Below are 18,525 nucleotides of genomic sequence, written 5' to 3'. Positions count from 1 at the left end.
GCTTTTTGCGTCACCCGGCCCGCTCATTGAGCGGGCTTTTTTATTCCTCACGCCAGATTCGACTCTTCTTTGGTCACGATGCTCTCAAACCAGTCGAGTTCAGCAAGCTTGCAGGCGATCCACTGTTCGGAAAAAGCCTCGCCCAGGCTGTTGGTGAGATACTGACAGCGGGCAAATGTCTCAATGGCTTCCTGCTGAAACAGCGGCAGAACCGGGTCATCCTGCTGCGGTTCTGGTAAATCTTCTTCGTCGATGTTTTCCAGCCCGTACAGCATACCGGTCAGGATGGTGGCTGCCACCAGATATGGATTCGCATCGGCCCCGGCCAGTCGGTACTCAATACGACAGTTGTTCTCATCCGAGCAGGGAATGCGCAGTGCAGCGGAGCGGGTGTTATAACCCCAGGAGTTAAATAAGGGTTCTGTCAGGTTTTTACGCAGGCGGCGAAACGCGTTGACGCCCGGAGCAATCACGGCGATGGAAGCAGGCATCAGTGCAAGCTGGCCCGCGATGCATAAACGCATCATGCTATTAAGCTCATTCCCGGGTGAGGCAAAGACGTTTTTGCCGTGACTATCGTTCAGACTGAAGTGGAAATGCAGGCCGCTGCCGGACTGCTGACTGAACGGTTTTGCCATAAAACTGGCCTGCAGGCCATGCTGTTCAGCCACGTGTCGGGTCAGACGTCGTAGTGCCAGCACGTTATCACATACTTCAACGACACGATGGCTATGCTTCAGGTTTAACTCGAACTGGCCGGGTTCAGCTTCTGCCACGATCCCGGTCAGAGGGATGCGTTGAAGTTGAGCTAGCTGTTCCAGCTCGTCAAACAGCGCTGCGTGTGCTGTCGAGGTATCCATATGAAAGCAGCCCTGATTCTGTGGATCCAATGTTTCACGGCCCGTCAGGTAGAACTCAATTTCAGGGGCAATCACCGGGAATAGCCCGTGCTGGTGAAAACGGGCCAGGACATTTTGCAGTATCACCCGTGGTTCAAACGGGCAGGGCTGGCCGTCGCTGTCTTTCATCGTCAGCAGGATCTGCGCGTTGTGCTGTGGATCTTGTGCAGAAGGGCACAGGGAACCGGCGACGGGGACGCACAGCCGGTCTGGTTCATCATGAAGCGGGGCGGAAATTTTGCCTTTCTGGCCCATGGAATACACGGAGAGAGGAAAGTAGCAGCCTTTTTCCAGCGTCAGCATGCTCTCCACTGAGAGACGCTTGCCGCGCATAATGCCATTGATATCGTTCAGGTAAACATCAATATGTTTTGTCAGCGGATAACGCTCCAGATAATCCGTGACCTCCATCGGGATACTGTGCTGCATCGCCTCAATTTTTTCATCCAGCCAGAGGCCTGAATTGAGCGCCGTCGGGAGAGATAAGCCCGGGAAGTTAAAATACGGACGGAGACTTTTCAGGAAAAACGCATTCATGATTGAGTTCATAGTCATTCTTCAATGAAGCCGTAGCGGCAGTGAACTCAGCTTAAAGGGGGCGGCATAAAGGGGAGATAAAAAACGTCAGGCCCGGCGTAAAGAAAGTATAAAGGTGATGCTATTTTTTCTCTTTTTTCTGCATATCAAGCAGTTGTTCAGGTGTGACGGCCGGGTAACCCTGCGCATCTTCCGGCACTTCATGCATCGCCGGGATCGGCACCAGCGGGCCTAAAAAACGCGGTTCACGTTTGAATATATACAGGTCTGCCAGCGCGCCAAAACGGGCACCAAACTCGCGTACGCGCACGCTCAGCATATCTTTTGGTGACGGTACCGCGTAGCACTGCGCCTGTATGCCCATATGCAGGGCGATAAACAGCGCACGCTCGCAGTGGAAGCGCTGGGTGATGATGATGAAGTCGTTGGTGTCGAAGACTTTACGCGTGCGCACGATGGAGTCCAGGGTGCGGAACCCGGCGTAATCGAGCACGATATCCGCAGGGTCGACACCCGCGGCAATCAAATCCTTACGCATCGTCACCGGTTCGTTATAGCTTTGCAGGGCGTTATCACCGCTTAACAGCAGGTAATTCACTTTGCCACTGTTGTAGGCGTTCAGTGCGCCCTGAATTCGGTAACGGTAGTACTGATTGATCACACCGGTGCGGTAATACTTGGCCGTACCGAGTACCACACCCACCTGACGGTAGGGCAGGTCCTGCAGGTCATCAAAGATATAGGGGGCGGTTTTCCAGCTCATCCAGCGATCGAGGCCCAGCACGATCAACAGCAGTATGCCGACCAGGACAGACAGGCTGTAAAAAACGCGCTTTAACATGCAGATGGCTCGTTCCGAAGATGAAATTTAACTCAGGCTACTTTACCCGCCTGGATAGCGCAAGAAACAGCGACTCAACTGAGGGGTTTTTCAGCAACGTGGCGGGCATTTCTGCCCGCCGGAAGGATTACGCGAGCAGTACGCGGTCGATTGTTGTGCAGCCCAGCGCTTTTAACGTGGCAGCGGTGGCATCCCACTGAATCAGTGGCGCATCGGCAATTTCTGCCAGAATGGCGCGCTGAATATCCGGATAGTCATAGCCGTTCAGGCTCAGCAGGTTGAGTGCGCCCTGCAGCGGTGGCAGCGTTGGGTTAAAGGCGGCGTTTTCGGCATAGCTGCCGCTAAAGATACGACCATCCCGACACTGCAGCGCGACACCGCTCGGGGATTTGCTGTACGGCGTGTGGCTTTTGTTGGCAGCGCGAATGGCAGCCTGGGCCAGGTCATCACCGGACAGGGCAAAACCGTGGTCCTGTTCGTCCATCAGCAGGGTTTTGATCTCAAGATCTTTCGGGCCAAAGGCATCAGGCAGGTAATCCCCCAGCGTATGCGGTGCGCGGCCAGGCAGGTTAATGCGCAGTTGCAGCCCGCTGTTCAGCTCATTCATAAACTGACGGCAGTGACCACACGGCGTGTAGTTAACGGTGATGGCGCTCAGCGCTTTTTCACCGCGCAGCCAGGCATGGCTGATGGCGCTCTGCTCAGCGTGAACAGTTTGTTGCATGGTGGCGCCCAGAAACTCCATATTTCCGCCGAAATACCATGTCCCGCTGATGCCGCGTGCAATGGCCCCGACGTTGAAGTGGGAGAGGTCAGCACGTGCACAGGCGGCAGCCAGCGGCAGCAGAGCAAAAGCCAGCGCGTCTTCGTCCAGCCCCGTTGCCTGTTTCAGCATCGTGACCTGCTCCGCCGTCAGCAGGGCGGGGAAATGCTCATCCGCCAGAATCGGGGTCAGAGCGGTTTGCAAATTCTCGGCAAGCTGGGCGAAAGCAGCTTGAAAACGTGGATGCATTGCGTTTGCCTCATAAAGGTTAATGGATCGGTAGTTTACGGAGCCGATGGGGCTTTATATGTGATCCAGTTCTCAATATGTATGCAACTTATGAAATCAAAATGAAATTTGCGCGACGCATCGCAAATTTTAGCCCATTACCACCAGAATCAGCGGGAAAATGAATGGGGCCAGCAGGGAGGTGATGATCCCGCAGATGACCAGTGCCAGTGAGCTAAACGCCCCTTCCTGATAATCCAGTTCTGCACAGCGTGCTGTCCCCAGTGCGTGCGATGCTGTCCCCATTGCCAGGCCCCGCGCAGCTTTGGTATGAATGCGCATGCCATTGAGCAGAGTATGTCCAAACACAGCACCCAAAATACCAACGAAAATCACACACATGGCGCTGATGGCTGGAATCCCTCCAAGGCTACCGCCAACCGCCATCGCAATTGGCGTGGTGACGGATTTTGGCAGGATAGAGGCTGCAATTTGTGGAGACGCTCCCATCAGCAGCGCTACCGACGTCCCGGTGATCATTGCCACCAGACTGCCCACAAAGCAGATCGTAATGATGGACTTCCAGCGAGCGCGGATCTGGTGAAGTTGCTCATATAAAGGAAAGGCGAGTGCCACAACGGCGGGCTGTAGCAAATCATTCAAAATTTTGCTGCCGGCAAAATAGCGTTCGTAAGGAATGCCGGTGAGAAGCAGGAATGGAATAATCACCACCATGGCCACCAGCAGTGGATTCAGCAGCGGCATTTTGAAACGTGCGGCAAGTTTGCGTGCGGCGAAGAACACCACCAGCGTTAACGGTAGCGACCACCAGATATTGGCTATCATTTTTTTGTTTTCTCCCCGACAACTTTACGTTCGCCATGCACCAGATGAGAGCTCCAGCTCACGACCAGGAAAACCACCAGCGTACTGACCGCACAGGAGACAACGATTGGGCCGAACTGGGCTTTAAGCAAATCAAAATACTGCATAACCCCGACGCCGATAGGCACGAAAAGCAGCGCCATATAGCGAATAAGGATGAAGCAGCCAGGGTTGACCCACTTAGCGGGTAGAATTTGCAACGCCAGTAAAACAAACAGGATTAGCATACCGATAATGCTACCGGGGATCGTGATGGGCAGCAGCGACGCGATGAAAATCCCGGCATACAGGCAGGCATAAATCAGGACGAATGCACGCAGATATTGCCAGATAATGTTCAATGATTTGCTCATGGAGAAAGTCCTTGCTGAAACGCATTCATCATACAATTAAACCTGAAAATGTGCCATGGATCACATCATGAATTTTGAGCATACCAGACATTCCAGAATGGAACGTCGGGCTTTCCACATACATACAGAGCAGATACTATAGCGCGTCTTTTTTCACAGGTACTGATATGCGTGTTTTACTGGCCCCAATGGAAGGCGTGCTCGACTCTCTCGTGCGCGAGCTTCTGACCGAGGTGAACGACTACAATCTCTGCGTGACGGAGTTTCTGCGCGTGGTCGATATGTTGTTGCCAGTAAAATCCTTCTACCGACTTTGCCCCGAGCTGCACAACCAGAGCCGTACCTCCTCCGGCACGCTGGTACGTATTCAGCTGCTCGGCCAGTACCCCGAATGGCTGGCGGAAAACGCCGCCCGGGCGGTCGAGCTCGGGTCTTACGGGGTGGATCTCAACTGCGGCTGTCCGTCAAAGCTGGTGAACGGCAGCGGCGGTGGGGCGACACTGCTGAAAGATCCAGAACTCATTTACCGCGGTGCGAAGGCGATGCGTGAAGCTGTGCCTGCGCATTTACCGGTGACGGTAAAGGTGCGTCTGGGCTGGGACAGCGACGCCAGGCAGTTTGAAATTGCCGATGCTGTACAGCAGGCCGGTGCCACGGAGCTGGTGGTGCATGGTCGCACCAAAGAAGATGGCTACAAAGCCGAGCGTATTAACTGGCAGGCGATCGGTGAGATCCGTAAAAGGCTGACTATTCCTGTTATCGCCAACGGTGAAATCTGGGATTACGAGAGCGCGCAGGCATGTCTGAAAGAGACAGGCTGCGATGCGGTAATGATCGGCCGCGGCGCGCTTAACGTACCTAACCTCAGCCGGGTGGTAAAATATAACGAACCGCGAATGCCGTGGGCAGACGTCGTCACGCTGCTGCAAAAATACAGTCGTCTGGAAAAACAGGGTGACACCGGGCTATATCATGTCGCGCGAATTAAACAGTGGCTGAGTTATTTGCGCAAAGAATATAGCGAGGCGTTGGGGCTGTTTCAGGAGATCCGCACACTACAAACGTCTGGTGATATTGCGCGGGTTATTCAATCAAAATAATAAATATGAATATATAATTAATTCATTTAGTGAATATTTTTCCAATTATGTAAATGTTTAACAATGTCCCCATTGCCACGCATTCCTAAAAAAATAAACAGCATTAAGCGTAATTTTCGCCTTTATTTTTTGAGTGTGTGGCGTAATGAAACGTTCTCTTATTTTATCTCTGAGTCTCCCCCTTGCTTTTATTCTGGTGGCCTGCGCGCCGGAACATACCACGGTATCTCCCCTGAATACGCAATCAGTAACAGCGTCGGTTAATACAACACTCCATCCTTCAGCATGGCCGAAAAATGAGTGGTGGAAAGACTATAACGATCCTGAGCTTAATTCGCTGATTGCCAAAGCGCTGAATGACGCCCCGGATATGCAAATTGCCCGCCAGCGCATTACGCTTGCCGAGGCTCAGGCAAAAGCCGCTATGGCTGCCGACGGCCCGCAAATTGATTTTTCAGCTGATGCAGAACGCCAGAAAATGTCTGCTGAAGGGCTTATGGGACCCTTTGCGATTACCGACCCGGCGGCAGGTACTACCGGTCCGTGGTACACCAACGGCACCTTTGGGCTGACCGCGGGCTGGGATCTCGATCTGTGGGGGAAAAATCGCGCGCAGGTTGAAGCCCGTATAGGCCGAGTGAATGCGCAAAAAGCGGAGCTCGAGCAAACCCGACAACTGCTGGCCAGCAGCGTGGCCCGGCTCTACTGGGAGTGGCAAACTCAGGCCGCAGTGCAGGATGTCCTCGTCCAGATCAAACATGAACAGGACAATATTATTGGCGCAGACCTCGAATTGTATCAGCACGGGATCACCTCTTCTGTGGAAGGGGTCGAAACGGATATCAATGCCAGCAAAACCGAAGAGAACCTGGCAGAAGTTAACGGGAAGATGAAAGCCGTTGAGGCGCGTCTGGTTGCGCTAACGAATTCCTCCTCCGTGACGCTTTCGCGGCATGCGCTGCCGACGGTCGATGCCTCGCTACCGTCAACGCTGGGGTATGAACTGCTGGCGCGTCGACCGGATCTTCAGGAGGCACACTGGTATATCGAAGCCTCCATGAGCGAGGTGGAGGCGGCCAGAGCGGCTTTTTATCCTGATGTGAATCTGATGGCATTCTTACAGCAGGATGCGCTCCACCTGAGCGACCTGTTCCGTTCTTCAGCGCAGCAGATGGGGGTGACAGCGGGGCTGACACTGCCGATTTTCGACAGCGGCAGACTAAATGCGAACCTTGATATCGCCCAGGCGCAAAATAATCTCTCGGTCGCCAGTTACAACAAAGCGGTGGTGGAGGCGGTTAATCAGGTGGCACGTACAGCCAGTGAAGTCGAAACACTGATGGCGAAAAATCGCCAACAGCAGCAGGTCGAAAATGATGCGGCGCGGGTTGTGGCCCTGGCGCAGGCACGTTTTAGTGCGGGTATCATCGCGGGTTCACGGGTCAGTGAAGCCAGAATACCGGCACTCAAAGAACACCTCGCCGGGTTGATGCTGAAAGGTCAGTATATCGACGCCACGCTGCAGCTGACGTCGGCACTGGGTGGCGGTTATCATCATAGCTGAAAGGGTCATCAATCCTCATCGCGAGTTTTCTCGCGATGCTTCAGCCACAGCCGTACTGCAATCACCGCCACAACCACCAGAATTAACCACGCCCAGTGCTTCAGGTGCTGGTCAAGGTTATGCAGCCATGGACCAATCACTTCGCCACCGACGTAACCGAGCGTCGTAAAGATAAGCGCCCAGGCAATCGCGCCAAGAATATTGAGCGGCAGGAAAATTTTCGGAGGCAGATGGCTGGCACCTATCAGTATCGGGCCGATAATTCGAAAGCCGTACATAAAGCGCGTGCCAATGACGAACAGATAGGGATGACGTTGAATGAGCCGCTGAGCGCGTCGAATTTTCTTCTGATGCTTTTTGAAACGCTTAAGTAGCCCTGGCCCAAAGCGCAGCCCCAGAAAGTAGAGCAGCTGGTCGCCAATCATCCCCCCCAGGGCGACGGCGGCGACGACCAGCGGGAATTTCAGTAACCCCTGATGCGCGGCGACGCCGCCGAGCAATGTGATGGTTTCGCCTTCTGCCACGCTGCCAGCAACCAGCGCGGCGTATCCATATTGTTCAATAAGATTGTTGATATCCATTACGTAAACGTCATCTCCCTCGGTATACCTCCGTTAATCATATACCCCATGAATCAACAGCGGGGAAATCAACGGAAATTTCCTGCTGTACATAAAATAATCTAAAGCCTGCATTATACTTAAAGTATCGCTGACGGACCGACAACAAGGGGGCTCTATGAACCATGTCTGGGGACTTTTCTCCCATCCCGATCGTGAAATGCACGTCATCAAAAGTGAGAATGAAACCGTCTCGCATCATTACACGCACCATGTGTTGCTGATGGCCGCGGTGCCGGTAATATGCGCCTTTATCGGAACAACTCAAATCGGCTGGAACTTCGGGGATGGCACCGTAGTTCAGCTTTCATGGTTTACCGGGCTTTATCTGGCCATCATCTTTTATGGCCTGATGCTGGCGGGTGTTGCCGTCATGGGGCGTGTCATTCACTGGATGGCGCGTAACTACCCGCAACGTCCATCGCTGGCGCACTGTATGGTCTTCGCCGGATATGTCGCGACCCCGCTGTTCTTAAGCGGTATTGTTGCGCTCTATCCACTGGTCTGGTTGTGCGCGCTGATCGGTACCATTGCCCTCTTTTACACCGGTTATTTGCTGTATCTGGGGGTTCCAACCTTCCTGAATATTAATAAAGAAGAGGGCCTGAGCTTCTCCAGTTCAACACTCGCTATCGGTGTGCTGGTGCTGGAGGCGTTACTGGCGCTGACGGTAATTCTTTGGGGTTATGGATACCGTCTCTTCTAAGTTCACTGCATTGCTGGCGTAAATGCCAGCAATGCAGCATCTGCTCACGATTATCCGCTGGCGACAAAGCGCGGTGACGGCTATGATGCCGAAGCCAGCCTGTGTTTACCGTCGACACAGGCGGTGTACGTCATTACGTGCGTGAATAATTATCAGAAGTCTCACCATGCTGAAATTCCGAGTCTCTTTACTTAGCCTGGCACTGTTGCTGGGGGCGTCCGCTGCCGTGCCAGCCATCGCCAAAACGCCCGCGGTGACCGCTGCTGCTGCCCAGCCGCAAATTGCCTCCGGCAGCGCGATGATTGTTGATCTCAACACCAATAAGGTCATTTACGCCAGCCATCCGGACCTGGTGCGCCCGATTGCCTCCATTACCAAGTTAATGACCGCGATGGTGGTGCTTGATGCACATCTGCCGCTGGACGAAAAACTGAAAGTGGATATTAGCCACACGCCGGAGATGAAAGGGATTTATTCCCGCGTGCGACTGAACAGCGAAATCAGCCGTAAAAATATGCTGCTGCTGGCGCTGATGTCATCTGAAAACCGCGCTGCGGCGAGCCTCGCCCACCATTATCCGGGCGGCTACGACGCATTTATTCGTGCGATGAATGCGAAAGCCAAATCGCTGGGGATGAACAATACGCATTATGTTGAACCGACAGGTCTGTCGATTAACAACGTCTCCACCGCCCGCGATCTGACAAAACTGCTGATCGCCAGCAAACAGTACCCGCTGATTGGTCAGCTCAGTACCACCCGTGAAGAGACGGCGACGTTTGCGAACCCAGCCTATACGCTGCCGTTCCGTAATACTAACCATCTGGTTTACCGGGATAACTGGAATATCCAGTTAACGAAAACCGGTTTTACCAATGCGGCGGGACACTGTCTGGTCATGCGTACTGTTTTTAACGGCAAACCGGTAGCGCTGGTGGTGATGGATGCCTTCGGCAAATACACCCACTTCGCGGATGCAAGCCGACTGCGTACCTGGATTGAAACGGGGAAAGTGCAGCCTGTTCCGGCTGCGGCATTGACCTATAAAAAGCAGAAAGCTGAACAGATGGCGACCGCGCAAAACGACTGAGCCGCCTGTCAGCGCCGGGTGGCGGCTTCGCCTTACCCGGCTTACTCCGGCAGCGTCCAGTCTCCATCGTTGAGTGGACGCTGCATAATCACCGTATCCCGCCAGTCGCCTTTCTTATACCCCACGCTGCGCAACTGACCGACAATCTCAAAGCCGTGTTTTTTGTGCAGCCGTAACGAGCCGGGATTATTACTGCCATCCCCCACTACGGCAATCATCTGGCGCCATGGGCCTTGTTCGCAGCGCGCAATCAGCGCACTCATTAATGCGGAGCCAAAACCGCGTCCGGTGGTGCTGGCATCCACGTATATTGACTCTTCCAGAGTATAACGATAGGCGTGTCGCGGGCGGTAAGGTGTGGCATAGCAATAGCCCACAACGATGCCACGATAAAGAGCGATAAGCCACGGTAAACCGTTCTCTGCCACACCTTTCATACGTTGACGCATTTCGTCAATGGTGGGGGGAACTTCTTCAAATGACGCACGCCCGTGAAGTACATGCCAGGCATAGATGGCCGCGATGGCATGCACATCATCGGGAAGGGCATCACGCACTTCCAGTTCGGTTTCGGATAAAACATCAACAGCCGACATGATGTGCCTGCTCCTCGTTATAGAATGCCGGAGAAACGTTTCTCCGGCGTCAGACAGTTACTCTATTACGATTAAGGAGCGCTTAACAATCTCTCAAATTTGGCTGTAGGAATTAATCAGAAGCTTGCGTAATCTGCTATTCCGTGTCAGCACTCTCTTTCCAGTATTTCTTCCGCGTTGTTTTACCGATACCGGGATTCATGCTGTTTGTAGGGTCATTCTCGCGGTAAAACTGCTTAAGTGCGTCAGGGGCTTTATAAAGATGACCGACGTTGTGTTCCGCAGGATATTGTGCGCCACGTTCACGTAACAGGGCGAGCATCTGCTCCTTCAGTTCGTGTGCATCAACCCCTTTTTTAACGATGTAATCCTGATGGAAGACGTAGCACATAAAGTGGCCATAATAGAGCTTGTGTACCAGCTTGCTGTCAATCTCTGGCGGCAGGTGTTCAAACCACTCGGTATCGTTGCGTCTTAGGGCGATATCCAGCGCCAGAATATCTTCTACCTCTTCTGAATGTACCGCCTGATAACGGATGGCGGCACCCGCAGCTGCAAAACGGTGCAGGAAGGCTTTGCTGCCTTCTTCAGGAGTACAGGCAAAGAAATCCCCGTCAGCAGTTTTGAAGAATTCGGTCAGCCAGGTCTGCGCTTCGGTAATCCCGTCACCGGCCATTTTCAGCAGTAAATGGTGTTCATATTTGTCGCGCCAGGTTTTCATCCGCTCCGGTAAATGCGCCGGGAAGACGTTGCCTAACTTCTGCATAAAGCGGTCAGTGAAGTGAGGTTTAAACAGCGACACTTTCTCCAGCATCGCGTCGGTGCGGCCCTTCATAGTGAAGAAGAACGGCATTTTGTCGGTGCCGAGCTTGTCGATCATCAGGAAGGTGTCTTTGCCGTAGCGCTCGGCAATGTCGTAAATATCCCGATGCATATATTCGCCGGCCACAGGCAGGTGCGTGAATTCGCCCAGAATATGGCGGCGGATCTCGGTCAGCACCTCAGGCTGATTGGTACCGATGTAAAATACCTGCTGTTTTTTCTCTGCCGGGAACGTATCAAGGCGTACCGCAAAAACCGCCAGCTTGCCCGCGCAGCCAGAAGATTCAAACAGGCGATCCGGATCGGCGTTGTAACGGGCTGGCGTATCGGCTTCGATATCCCGCACGCGGGTAACATAATCGTGATCGTGCGCATGGCGGCCATCGTGCTGAACGTCTTCATCTTTAACGCGATCGTCGTCAAGTTTGCTGAGGATTTGTTCCGGCGTAACGCCCAGATCAATCCCCAGATGGTTAACCAGCGTCAGTTTGCCATTTTCGTCAATACGGGCAAAAAGCGACATTTCGGTATAAGCGGGGCCACGCTGCACCAGCGAACCACCGGAGTTGTTGCAGATCCCACCTACCACCGAGGCGCCAATGCAGGAGGAACCGATCACCGAGTGCGGCTCACGACCCAGCGGCTTAAGTGCTTTTTCCAGAGAGTAGAGCGTTGTACCAGGGAAGGCGAGCACCTGCTCACCTTTATCCAGAAGGTGTAATTTGTCGAGGCGCAGGGTGCTGATGATGACAATGTCACGATCGTAATCGTTGCCGTTCGGCGTTGAGCCTTCGGTCAGGCCGGTGTTTGCTGCCTGCATTAATATAATCTTGTCTGCGGCGACGCAGGCGCTCAGCACGCGCCATAGCTCCAGCAGCGTGCCGGGGAAAACCACCGCCAGCGCCTCGCCCTGACCGGAGCGAAACCCCTTACGGTAGCGGGCGGTTTTGGCCGGGTCGGTAAGCAGGTGAGAGGAGCCAACCAGGCGCGACAGTTCGTTGATAAACGTCGTGTTATTGTGAGTTTGAACAGAAGACATCTTCCACTCCTTGTGGTGGGGCAAATTTCTCGCAATAAAGCATAGCGCGATTAACTGTTAAGCGGTCGAGTATTCACGAGAAAAATCAGAGAATAACCCTGCAACGTTCAGAGGGTTTGTGGCACACTGCGCCTTTCGCACGGTTTGGCCGAGATCTTCCGGCGGTTATTGATGAGAGAGTATAACAACATGAAATGGCTATGTTCTGTAGGTGTTGCCGTCAGCCTGGCGCTGCAACCCGCGCTGGCAGAGGATTTGTTTGGCAATCATCCGCTTACGCCTGAAGCCCGGGACGCGTTTGTGACGGAATTGCTCAAGAAAATGACGGTCGATGAGAAAATCGGCCAGTTGCGTCTTATCAGCGTTGGCCCGGATAACCCGAAAGAGGCCATCCGTGAAATGATTAAGGATAGTCAGGTCGGGGCGATTTTTAACACCGTTACCCGCCAGGACATCCGTAAAATGCAGGATCAGGTGATGGAACTCAGTCGCCTGAAAATACCGCTGTTCTTCGCCTATGACGTGCTGCACGGTCAGCGCACCGTCTTCCCCATCAGCCTTGGTTTAGCCTCCTCCTTTAACCTCGACGCGGTGAAAACCGTGGGGCGAGTTTCCGCGTATGAAGCGGCAGATGATGGCCTGAACATGACCTGGGCACCGATGGTCGACGTCTCCCGCGATCCGCGCTGGGGCCGTGCGTCCGAAGGCTTTGGTGAAGATACTTATTTAACCGCCACGATGGGCAAAACCATGGTGGAAGCGATGCAGGGCAAAAGCCCGGCAGACCGTTACTCTGTCATGACCAGCGTGAAGCACTTCGCCGCTTACGGTGCAGTGGAGGGCGGCAAAGAGTACAACACCGTTGACATGAGCCCGCAGCGCCTGTTCAACGACTATATGCCGCCGTACAAGGCAGGTCTGGACGCGGGCAGCGGCGCGGTGATGGTGGCGCTCAACTCGCTGAACGGCACGCCTGCGACGTCTGATTCCTGGCTGCTGAAAGACGTATTGCGCGACCAGTGGGGCTTTAAGGGCATCACCGTTTCTGACCACGGCGCCATTAAAGAACTGATCAAACACGGTACCGCATCCGATCCGGAAGATGCCGTGCGCGTGGCGCTCAAGTCCGGCATTAACATGAGCATGAGCGACGAGTACTACAGCAAATACCTGCCGGGGCTGGTGAAGAGCGGCAAGGTAACGATGGCGGAGCTGGACGATGCCACGCGTCACGTGCTGAACGTGAAATATGACATGGGGCTGTTTAACGATCCGTACAGTCACCTGGGGCCGAAAGACTCTGACCCGGTAGATACCAACGCCGAAAGCCGTCTGCATCGTAAAGAAGCGCGTGAAGTCGCCCGCGAAAGCCTGGTGCTGCTGAAGAACCGTCTCGACACGCTGCCGCTGAAAAAATCCGGCACCATTGCCGTGGTCGGCCCGCTGGCCGACAGCAAGCGCGACGTGATGGGGAGTTGGTCCGCGGCGGGCGTCGCTGACCAGTCCGTAACCGTGCTGACGGGTATTAAGAACGCTGTCGGTGAAAACGCCAGTGTGGTCTATGCCAAAGGGGCTAACGTCACTAACGATAAAGACATCGTGACGTTCCTCAACCAGTATGAGGAAGCGGTGAAGGTTGACCCGCGCACGCCGAAAGAGATGATCGACGAAGCGGTTAAGACGGCAAAACAGTCTGATGTCGTTGTGGCGGTTGTGGGAGAAGCGCAGGGGATGGCGCATGAAGCTTCCAGCCGTACCGATATCACCATTCCGCAAAGCCAGCGCGATTTGATCGCTGCCCTGAAAGCGACGGGCAAGCCGCTGGTGCTGGTGCTGATGAACGGTCGTCCGCTGGCGCTGGTGAAAGAAGACCAGCAGGCTGACGCGATACTGGAAACCTGGTTCGCCGGTACCGAAGGCGGTAACGCGATTGCCGACGTACTGTTTGGCGATTACAACCCGTCAGGCAAATTGCCAATGTCCTTCCCGCGCTCCGTTGGTCAGATCCCGGTCTACTACAGCCACCTGAACACCGGTCGTCCATACAACGCCGACAAACCGAACAAGTACACGTCTCGTTACTTCGACGAAGCTAATGGCCCGCTGTACCCGTTTGGTTATGGCCTGAGCTACACCACCTTCAAGGTCTCTGACGTGAAAATGTCGGCCCCGAGCCTGAAGCGTGACGGTAAAGTGACAGCCAGCGTTGAGGTGACTAACACCGGTAAGCGCGAAGGGGCTACGGTGATCCAGATGTACGTTCAGGATGTGACTGCCTCCATGAGTCGTCCGGTGAAGCAGCTGCGTGGCTTTGAAAAGGTCAACCTGAAACCGGGGGAAACCAAAACCATCAGCTTCCCAATTGACGTGGACGCGCTGAAGTTCTGGAATCAGCAGATGAAATACGATGCTGAGCCTGGCAAATTCAACGTGTTTATCGGTGTGGATTCTGCCCGGGTGAATAAAGGCGAGTTCGAACTGCTGTAACCTTTCCTTCCTTTGCATCCCCCGTTCGCGGGGGATGCGTCTTATCTTATGCTAAAAAGGCATTTTGACGGTTAATCACGCCGTTTTAAGCTACGCTTTTCTCTCAAGCCTCTGAAAAAGGCAGCAAAAAATATGAGGATAGCGGAATGACGATTGCAAAGGGGATGTTGGGATCTGCGGTGTTGCTGGCGGCAATAAGTCTGCCCTTACAGGCGGCGGAGCCGGTAAAAGTGGGCTCAAAGATAGATACCGAAGGCGCGCTGCTCGGCAATATCATTTTGCAGGTGCTCGAAAGCCACGGCGTCAAAACCGTCAATAAAGTCCAGCTGGGTACTACGCCCGTCGTGCGCGGCGCGATTACTTCCGGCGAGCTGGATATCTACCCGGAATACACCGGCAACGGCGCATTCTTCTTCAAAGATGAAAACGATCCGGCCTGGAAAAACGCCAAAGCCGGATATGACAAAGTCAAAAAGCTCGATGCTGAACAGAACAAGCTGGTCTGGCTGACTCCGGCTCCGGCCAACAACACCTGGACTATCGCCGTGCGTAAAGACGTGGCGGAGAAAGGGAAGCTGACTACCCTGGCCGATCTCAGCCGCTACCTGAAAGAGAAGGGCGACTTTAAGCTTGCCGCGTCGGCAGAATTTATCGAGCGTCCTGATGCGCTGCCTGCGTTCGAAAAAGCCTATGACTTCAAGCTTGACCAGGCGCAACTGCTCTCTCTGGCAGGCGGCGATACGGCGGTGACCATCAAAGCCGCTGCACAGAAAACTTCGGGTGTTAACGCGGCCATGGCCTACGGTACCGACGGCCCGGTCGCGGCACTTGGCCTGCAAACCCTGACCGATCCAAAAGGCGTGCAGCCGATTTATGCCCCGACGCCGGTGGTACGTGAGGCAGTGCTGAAAGCCTACCCGGAGATTGCCGACTGGCTCAAACCTGTTTTCGAAAAACTGGATGAAAAAACGCTGCAACAGCTGAATGCCAGCATTGCCGTCGAGGGGCTGGATGCCAAAAAAGTGGCCGCCGACTTCCTGAAACAACAAGGGCTTGTGAAGTAACGGGAAAAGGCTGTGCCAATAAAATGTCATAACCGCGTCCTGCTGCTGTTGGCCTGTGTGACCATCGCAGCGGTCGCGTTACCGTTTGTGAATGTCGCCCCTAATCGCCTGATGTCGGGGGAGGGGCGTTCTCTCTGGGAAGTCTGGTCGTTTACACCGTGGTTGCTTGCGGTGGCGCCGGGGGCGTGGGTTGCGCTATCGCTCTGGCAAGGTCGTACAGCACAATGGTTGACGTTGCTGCTCTCTGAAGGGCTTTTTATCACCCTTTTCTGGGGAGCCGGGCTTGCGGCAACACATATGGCTTCGGCGGAAAGCCCGCTGGCAAGAACAACGGTGGGGAGCGGCCTGTGGCTGTGGCTGGCGTTGTGCCTGCTCGCCTGCAGCGATGCTATACGTCGCCTCATCTCTGCGTCCGTATGGCGTTGGGTGCTTAATGCACAGATATGGGTTATTCCATTGCTCCTGCTGTTTAGTGGCGAACTGAATAATCTCTCGCTGTTAAAGGAGTACGCCAACCGTCAGGAGGTGTTTGATGATGCCCTGACGCAACATCTGACCATTCTCTTCGGGACGCTTTTCCCGGCTCTCCTGCTCGGGATCCCGTTGGGCATGTGGTGCTATCGTCACCCTTCACGTCAGGGGGGCGTTTTTGCCGTGCTGAACGTTATCCAGACTATCCCTTCCGTTGCGCTGTTTGGTCTGCTGATTGCCCCTCTGGCCGGGCTGGTGAAGTCATTTCCTGTGTTGGGAACAATAGGCATCGCCGGTACGGGATTAACCCCCGCTCTTATCGCGCTGGTGTTGTATGCACTGTTGCCGCTGGTACGCGGCGTGGTCGCGGGCTTAAGTCAGGTCGCCCCGGATGTGCTGGAAAGCGCCCATGCGATGGGGATGAGCACGCGACAATGTTTCTGGCAGATACAGCTTCCGCTGGCACTGCCTCTCCTGCTGCGTAGCCTGCGAGTAGTGGCGGTGCAAACCGTTGGCATGGCGGTCATTGCGGCGCTGATTGGGGCGGGTGGTTTTGGCGCGCTGGTATTCCAGGGGCTGCTGAGTAGTGCCCTGGATCTGGTGTTATTAGGCGTGGTTCCTACGATTGCGCTGGCGGTTGTTGTCGACGCGCTGTTTGCCTTATGGCTCGCGCTGCTCAGGAGAAGAGCCAATGATTGAATTTCATGATGTCAGTAAAACTTTTGCGGGACGCCCGGCGGCAAGCCATCTGAACCTGAACTTTGCCGAGGGTGCGTTTTCCGTGCTGATAGGTACCTCGGGCTCGGGAAAATCCACCACCCTGAAGATGATCAATCGTCTGGTTGAGCATGATAGCGGTTTGATCCGCTTTGCCGGAGAGGAGATCCGCAGCCTGCCGGTGCTGGAGTTGCGTCGCCGGATGGGATATGCCATTCAGTCGATAGGCCTGTTTCCGCACTGGACGGTGGCGCAGAACATTGCCACTGTGCTGCAGCTGGAGAAGTGGTCGCGGGCAAAAATAGCTGACAGAGTTGATGAACTGATGTCTCTACTGGGGCTAGAGTCCACACTGCGTGACCGCTATCCGCACCAGCTTTCCGGGGGACAGCAGCAGCGGGTGGGGGTAGCGCGCGCCCTGGCGGCCAACCCACAGGTATTGTTGATGGATGAACCCTTTGGTGCGCTTGACCCGGTCACGCGCGGGGCGCTACAAACGGAAATGACCCGTATTCACCGCATTCTCGGACGTACGATCGTTCTCGTGACGCACGATATTGATGAAGCCCTGCGCCTGGCCGACCATCTGGTGCTGATGGATCACGGCGAAGTGGTTCAGCAGGGGAGCCCGCTCGAACTGTTAAGCCATCCGAAAAGTGATTTTGTGCGTGAGTTTTTTGGCCGCAGTGAACTGGGGGTCAGGCTGCTCTCCCTGCGGACGGTCAGCGACTATATGCGTCGGGAAGATGCTCCAGTGAGTGGTGAGCCGTTGCAGAAGCAGATGAGCCTGCGGGATGCGCTCTCCGCGTTTGTTGCGGGTCAGTGTGAGGTGCTACCTGTTGCGGACGCCCACGGTGCGCCTTGTGGTGCCTTGCATTTTCGCGATCTGTTGGCTGGGGAGGTGATACGTGAAAACACTGCGTGATCCGCTTCTCTGGCTGGTAGCCATCTTTGTCGCCTTACTGTTTCTGATGCCACACAGCGCGGCGCTGTTCAGCACCCTTTTTCCCGGGCTGCCACGACCGGTTTATCAGCAGGAGAGCTTTATTAATCTTGCCCTGGCACATCTCTGGCTGGTGGTCCTCTCAAGCGCTATTGCTGTTGTGCTGGGAGTGGGGGCGGGCATTGCGGTGACACGGCCAGCAGGCCGGGAATTTCGTCCGCTGGTTGAGACGATAGCGGCCATTGGTCAGACGTTTCCGCCGGTGGCGGTGCTGGCGATAGCGGTTCCGGTCATGGGCTTTGGTCAGCAACCGGCAATTATTGCGCTGATTTTATATGGCGTATTGCCCATTCTGCAGGGCACGCTGGCGGGTATCGCGGCAGTACCTGCGTCTGTATTGAGTGTGGCTGAAGGGATGGGGATGAGTCGCGGGCAGCAGCTACGTAAGGTTGAATTGCCATTAGCGGCGCCCGTTATTATTGCCGGGATCCGCACGTCGGTCATTATCAACATCGGAACGGCAACAATTGCGTCGACGGTAGGAGCCAATACGCTGGGAACGCCGATTATAATCGGCTTAAGCGGGTTTAATACGGCCTATATTGTGCAGGGGGCGGTGCTGGTCGCGCTGGCGGCGATCGTCGTCGATCGCGTTTTTGAGCGGCTGACGCTGCACCTCAGCCGACACCGCCGCGAACAATAAACGAGTATCCTGCCAGCATCACGCCGCCGATACCGCTCACGGCCATCAGGACAAAAAGGGTAATAATGGCCAGTTTGGTTGCCTTCATCATCTGCTC

Annotated in this window: 18 protein-coding genes; 9 read left to right on the top strand and 9 right to left on the bottom strand. The window is 54.7% G+C overall.

The window, feature by feature from the left end; all coding sequences use genetic code 11:
• Window positions 1-47 precede the first annotated feature (47 nt).
• The 5 genes from ACLHV9_RS16015 to ACLHV9_RS15995 all read right to left on the bottom strand — a co-directional run bounded on the left by ACLHV9_RS16015 (window position 48) and on the right by ACLHV9_RS15995 (window position 4,506).
• The gene (locus ACLHV9_RS16015; protein ID WP_407221189.1) at window positions 48-1,436 is read right to left on the bottom strand and encodes a glutamine synthetase family protein; all 1,389 of its coding nucleotides are present in this window, start codon (window positions 1,434-1,436) and stop codon (window positions 48-50) included.
• Between the two features lie 121 nt (window positions 1,437-1,557).
• Window positions 1,558-2,277 (bottom strand): outer membrane permeability protein SanA, encoded by a 720-nt coding sequence (gene sanA / locus ACLHV9_RS16010; RefSeq protein ID WP_014884561.1) that lies wholly within the window; start codon window positions 2,275-2,277, stop codon window positions 1,558-1,560.
• 127 nt (window positions 2,278-2,404) lie between these two features.
• A complete protein-coding gene (cdd, locus tag ACLHV9_RS16005) occupies window positions 2,405-3,289 on the bottom strand; it encodes a cytidine deaminase (protein WP_049008204.1) in 885 nt (294 codons plus the stop codon).
• A gap of 129 nt (window positions 3,290-3,418) precedes the next feature.
• Window positions 3,419-4,114: a CidB/LrgB family autolysis modulator gene (locus tag ACLHV9_RS16000; RefSeq protein WP_028016314.1), complete on the bottom strand. Its 696-nt coding sequence runs from the start codon at window positions 4,112-4,114 to the stop codon at window positions 3,419-3,421.
• Entirely contained in the window at window positions 4,111-4,506 is a 396-nt protein-coding gene (locus ACLHV9_RS15995) for a CidA/LrgA family protein (protein ID WP_028016315.1), read from the bottom strand. Before ACLHV9_RS15995 ends, ACLHV9_RS16000 begins: the two co-directional genes overlap by 4 nt.
• Window positions 4,507-4,673: 167 nt before the next feature.
• Here ACLHV9_RS15995 and dusC point away from each other — a divergent pair, with 167 nt between their 5' ends.
• Window positions 4,674-5,606 (top strand): tRNA dihydrouridine(16) synthase DusC, encoded by a 933-nt coding sequence (dusC, locus tag ACLHV9_RS15990; protein ID WP_407220824.1) that lies wholly within the window; start codon window positions 4,674-4,676, stop codon window positions 5,604-5,606.
• A gap of 145 nt (window positions 5,607-5,751) precedes the next feature.
• On the top strand, window positions 5,752-7,170 hold the full coding sequence (gene mdtQ, locus ACLHV9_RS15985) for a multidrug resistance outer membrane protein MdtQ (protein WP_407220823.1): 1,419 nt from the start codon (window positions 5,752-5,754) through the stop codon (window positions 7,168-7,170).
• 8 nt (window positions 7,171-7,178) lie between these two features.
• Here the strand turns inward: mdtQ and ACLHV9_RS15980 are convergent, their stop codons facing one another.
• A complete protein-coding gene (locus tag ACLHV9_RS15980; RefSeq protein WP_108090792.1) occupies window positions 7,179-7,751 on the bottom strand; it encodes a DedA family protein in 573 nt (190 codons plus the stop codon).
• A gap of 157 nt (window positions 7,752-7,908) precedes the next feature.
• Here ACLHV9_RS15980 and ACLHV9_RS15975 point away from each other — a divergent pair, with 157 nt between their 5' ends.
• Both ACLHV9_RS15975 and pbpG read left to right on the top strand, forming a co-directional pair.
• Complete coding sequence (locus tag ACLHV9_RS15975; RefSeq protein WP_008500904.1) at window positions 7,909-8,496, top strand: Yip1 family protein; 588 nt, start codon at window positions 7,909-7,911, stop codon at window positions 8,494-8,496.
• 166 nt (window positions 8,497-8,662) lie between these two features.
• Complete coding sequence (pbpG, locus tag ACLHV9_RS15970; protein WP_028016319.1) at window positions 8,663-9,586, top strand: D-alanyl-D-alanine endopeptidase; 924 nt, start codon at window positions 8,663-8,665, stop codon at window positions 9,584-9,586.
• 41 nt (window positions 9,587-9,627) lie between these two features.
• Here the strand turns inward: pbpG and ACLHV9_RS15965 are convergent, their stop codons facing one another.
• Window positions 9,628-10,182 (bottom strand): GNAT family N-acetyltransferase, encoded by a 555-nt coding sequence (locus ACLHV9_RS15965; RefSeq protein ID WP_028016320.1) that lies wholly within the window; start codon window positions 10,180-10,182, stop codon window positions 9,628-9,630.
• A 136-nt stretch (window positions 10,183-10,318) separates the two neighbouring features.
• Window positions 10,319-12,043: a D-lactate dehydrogenase gene (gene dld / locus ACLHV9_RS15960; protein WP_049008210.1), complete on the bottom strand. Its 1,725-nt coding sequence runs from the start codon at window positions 12,041-12,043 to the stop codon at window positions 10,319-10,321.
• Window positions 12,044-12,232: 189 nt separating this feature from the next.
• Between dld and bglX the strand changes: the two genes are divergently transcribed.
• The 5 genes from bglX to ACLHV9_RS15935 all read left to right on the top strand — a co-directional run bounded on the left by bglX (window position 12,233) and on the right by ACLHV9_RS15935 (window position 18,428).
• Window positions 12,233-14,530 (top strand): beta-glucosidase BglX, encoded by a 2,298-nt coding sequence (gene bglX, locus ACLHV9_RS15955; protein ID WP_028016322.1) that lies wholly within the window; start codon window positions 12,233-12,235, stop codon window positions 14,528-14,530.
• Window positions 14,531-14,676: 146 nt separating this feature from the next.
• Window positions 14,677-15,594 (top strand): ABC transporter substrate-binding protein, encoded by a 918-nt coding sequence (locus ACLHV9_RS15950; protein ID WP_108090791.1) that lies wholly within the window; start codon window positions 14,677-14,679, stop codon window positions 15,592-15,594.
• 12 nt (window positions 15,595-15,606) lie between these two features.
• Window positions 15,607-16,764 (top strand): ABC transporter permease, encoded by a 1,158-nt coding sequence (locus ACLHV9_RS15945; RefSeq protein WP_108090790.1) that lies wholly within the window; start codon window positions 15,607-15,609, stop codon window positions 16,762-16,764.
• Window positions 16,757-17,707: an ABC transporter ATP-binding protein gene (locus tag ACLHV9_RS15940; protein WP_108090789.1), complete on the top strand. Its 951-nt coding sequence runs from the start codon at window positions 16,757-16,759 to the stop codon at window positions 17,705-17,707. The genes ACLHV9_RS15945 and ACLHV9_RS15940 overlap by 8 nt, the downstream gene beginning before the upstream one ends.
• A complete protein-coding gene (locus ACLHV9_RS15935; protein ID WP_028016326.1) occupies window positions 17,691-18,428 on the top strand; it encodes an ABC transporter permease in 738 nt (245 codons plus the stop codon). Before ACLHV9_RS15940 ends, ACLHV9_RS15935 begins: the two co-directional genes overlap by 17 nt.
• Here ACLHV9_RS15935 and ACLHV9_RS15930 read toward each other — a convergent pair.
• Entirely contained in the window at window positions 18,403-18,516 is a 114-nt protein-coding gene (locus ACLHV9_RS15930; RefSeq protein WP_008500895.1) for a protein YohO, read from the bottom strand. The genes ACLHV9_RS15935 and ACLHV9_RS15930 overlap by 26 nt on opposite strands.
• Between the last annotated feature and the right edge of the window lie 9 nt (window positions 18,517-18,525).

The sequence above is a fragment of the Enterobacter sp. CPE_E890 genome (assembly GCF_046521475.1).
Classification (GTDB): domain Bacteria; phylum Pseudomonadota; class Gammaproteobacteria; order Enterobacterales; family Enterobacteriaceae; genus Enterobacter; species Enterobacter adelaidei.
The sequence above is the reverse complement of the archived record's forward strand: the minus strand, read 5'-3'. Positions and strand labels throughout refer to the sequence as shown.

Bases quoted from the DNA above. Each gene is read 5' to 3' on its own strand.
- ACLHV9_RS16015 (WP_407221189.1), bottom strand. From the start codon at position 1,436: ATGAATGCGTTTTTCCTGAAAAGTCTCCGTCCGTATTTTAACTTCCCG.
- sanA (WP_014884561.1), bottom strand. From the start codon at position 2,277: ATGTTAAAGCGCGTTTTTTACAGCCTGTCTGTCCTGGTCGGCATACTG.
- cdd (WP_049008204.1), bottom strand. From the start codon at position 3,289: ATGCATCCACGTTTTCAAGCTGCTTTCGCCCAGCTTGCCGAGAATTTG.
- ACLHV9_RS16000 (WP_028016314.1), bottom strand. From the start codon at position 4,114: ATGATAGCCAATATCTGGTGGTCGCTACCGTTAACGCTGGTGGTGTTC.
- ACLHV9_RS15995 (WP_028016315.1), bottom strand. From the start codon at position 4,506: ATGAGCAAATCATTGAACATTATCTGGCAATATCTGCGTGCATTCGTC.
- dusC (WP_407220824.1), top strand. From the start codon at position 4,674: ATGCGTGTTTTACTGGCCCCAATGGAAGGCGTGCTCGACTCTCTCGTG.
- mdtQ (WP_407220823.1), top strand. From the start codon at position 5,752: ATGAAACGTTCTCTTATTTTATCTCTGAGTCTCCCCCTTGCTTTTATT.
- ACLHV9_RS15980 (WP_108090792.1), bottom strand. From the start codon at position 7,751: ATGGATATCAACAATCTTATTGAACAATATGGATACGCCGCGCTGGTT.
- ACLHV9_RS15975 (WP_008500904.1), top strand. From the start codon at position 7,909: ATGAACCATGTCTGGGGACTTTTCTCCCATCCCGATCGTGAAATGCAC.
- pbpG (WP_028016319.1), top strand. From the start codon at position 8,663: ATGCTGAAATTCCGAGTCTCTTTACTTAGCCTGGCACTGTTGCTGGGG.
- ACLHV9_RS15965 (WP_028016320.1), bottom strand. From the start codon at position 10,182: ATGTCGGCTGTTGATGTTTTATCCGAAACCGAACTGGAAGTGCGTGAT.
- dld (WP_049008210.1), bottom strand. From the start codon at position 12,043: ATGTCTTCTGTTCAAACTCACAATAACACGACGTTTATCAACGAACTG.
- bglX (WP_028016322.1), top strand. From the start codon at position 12,233: ATGAAATGGCTATGTTCTGTAGGTGTTGCCGTCAGCCTGGCGCTGCAA.
- ACLHV9_RS15950 (WP_108090791.1), top strand. From the start codon at position 14,677: ATGACGATTGCAAAGGGGATGTTGGGATCTGCGGTGTTGCTGGCGGCA.
- ACLHV9_RS15940 (WP_108090789.1), top strand. From the start codon at position 16,757: ATGATTGAATTTCATGATGTCAGTAAAACTTTTGCGGGACGCCCGGCG.
- ACLHV9_RS15930 (WP_008500895.1), bottom strand. From the start codon at position 18,516: ATGAAGGCAACCAAACTGGCCATTATTACCCTTTTTGTCCTGATGGCC.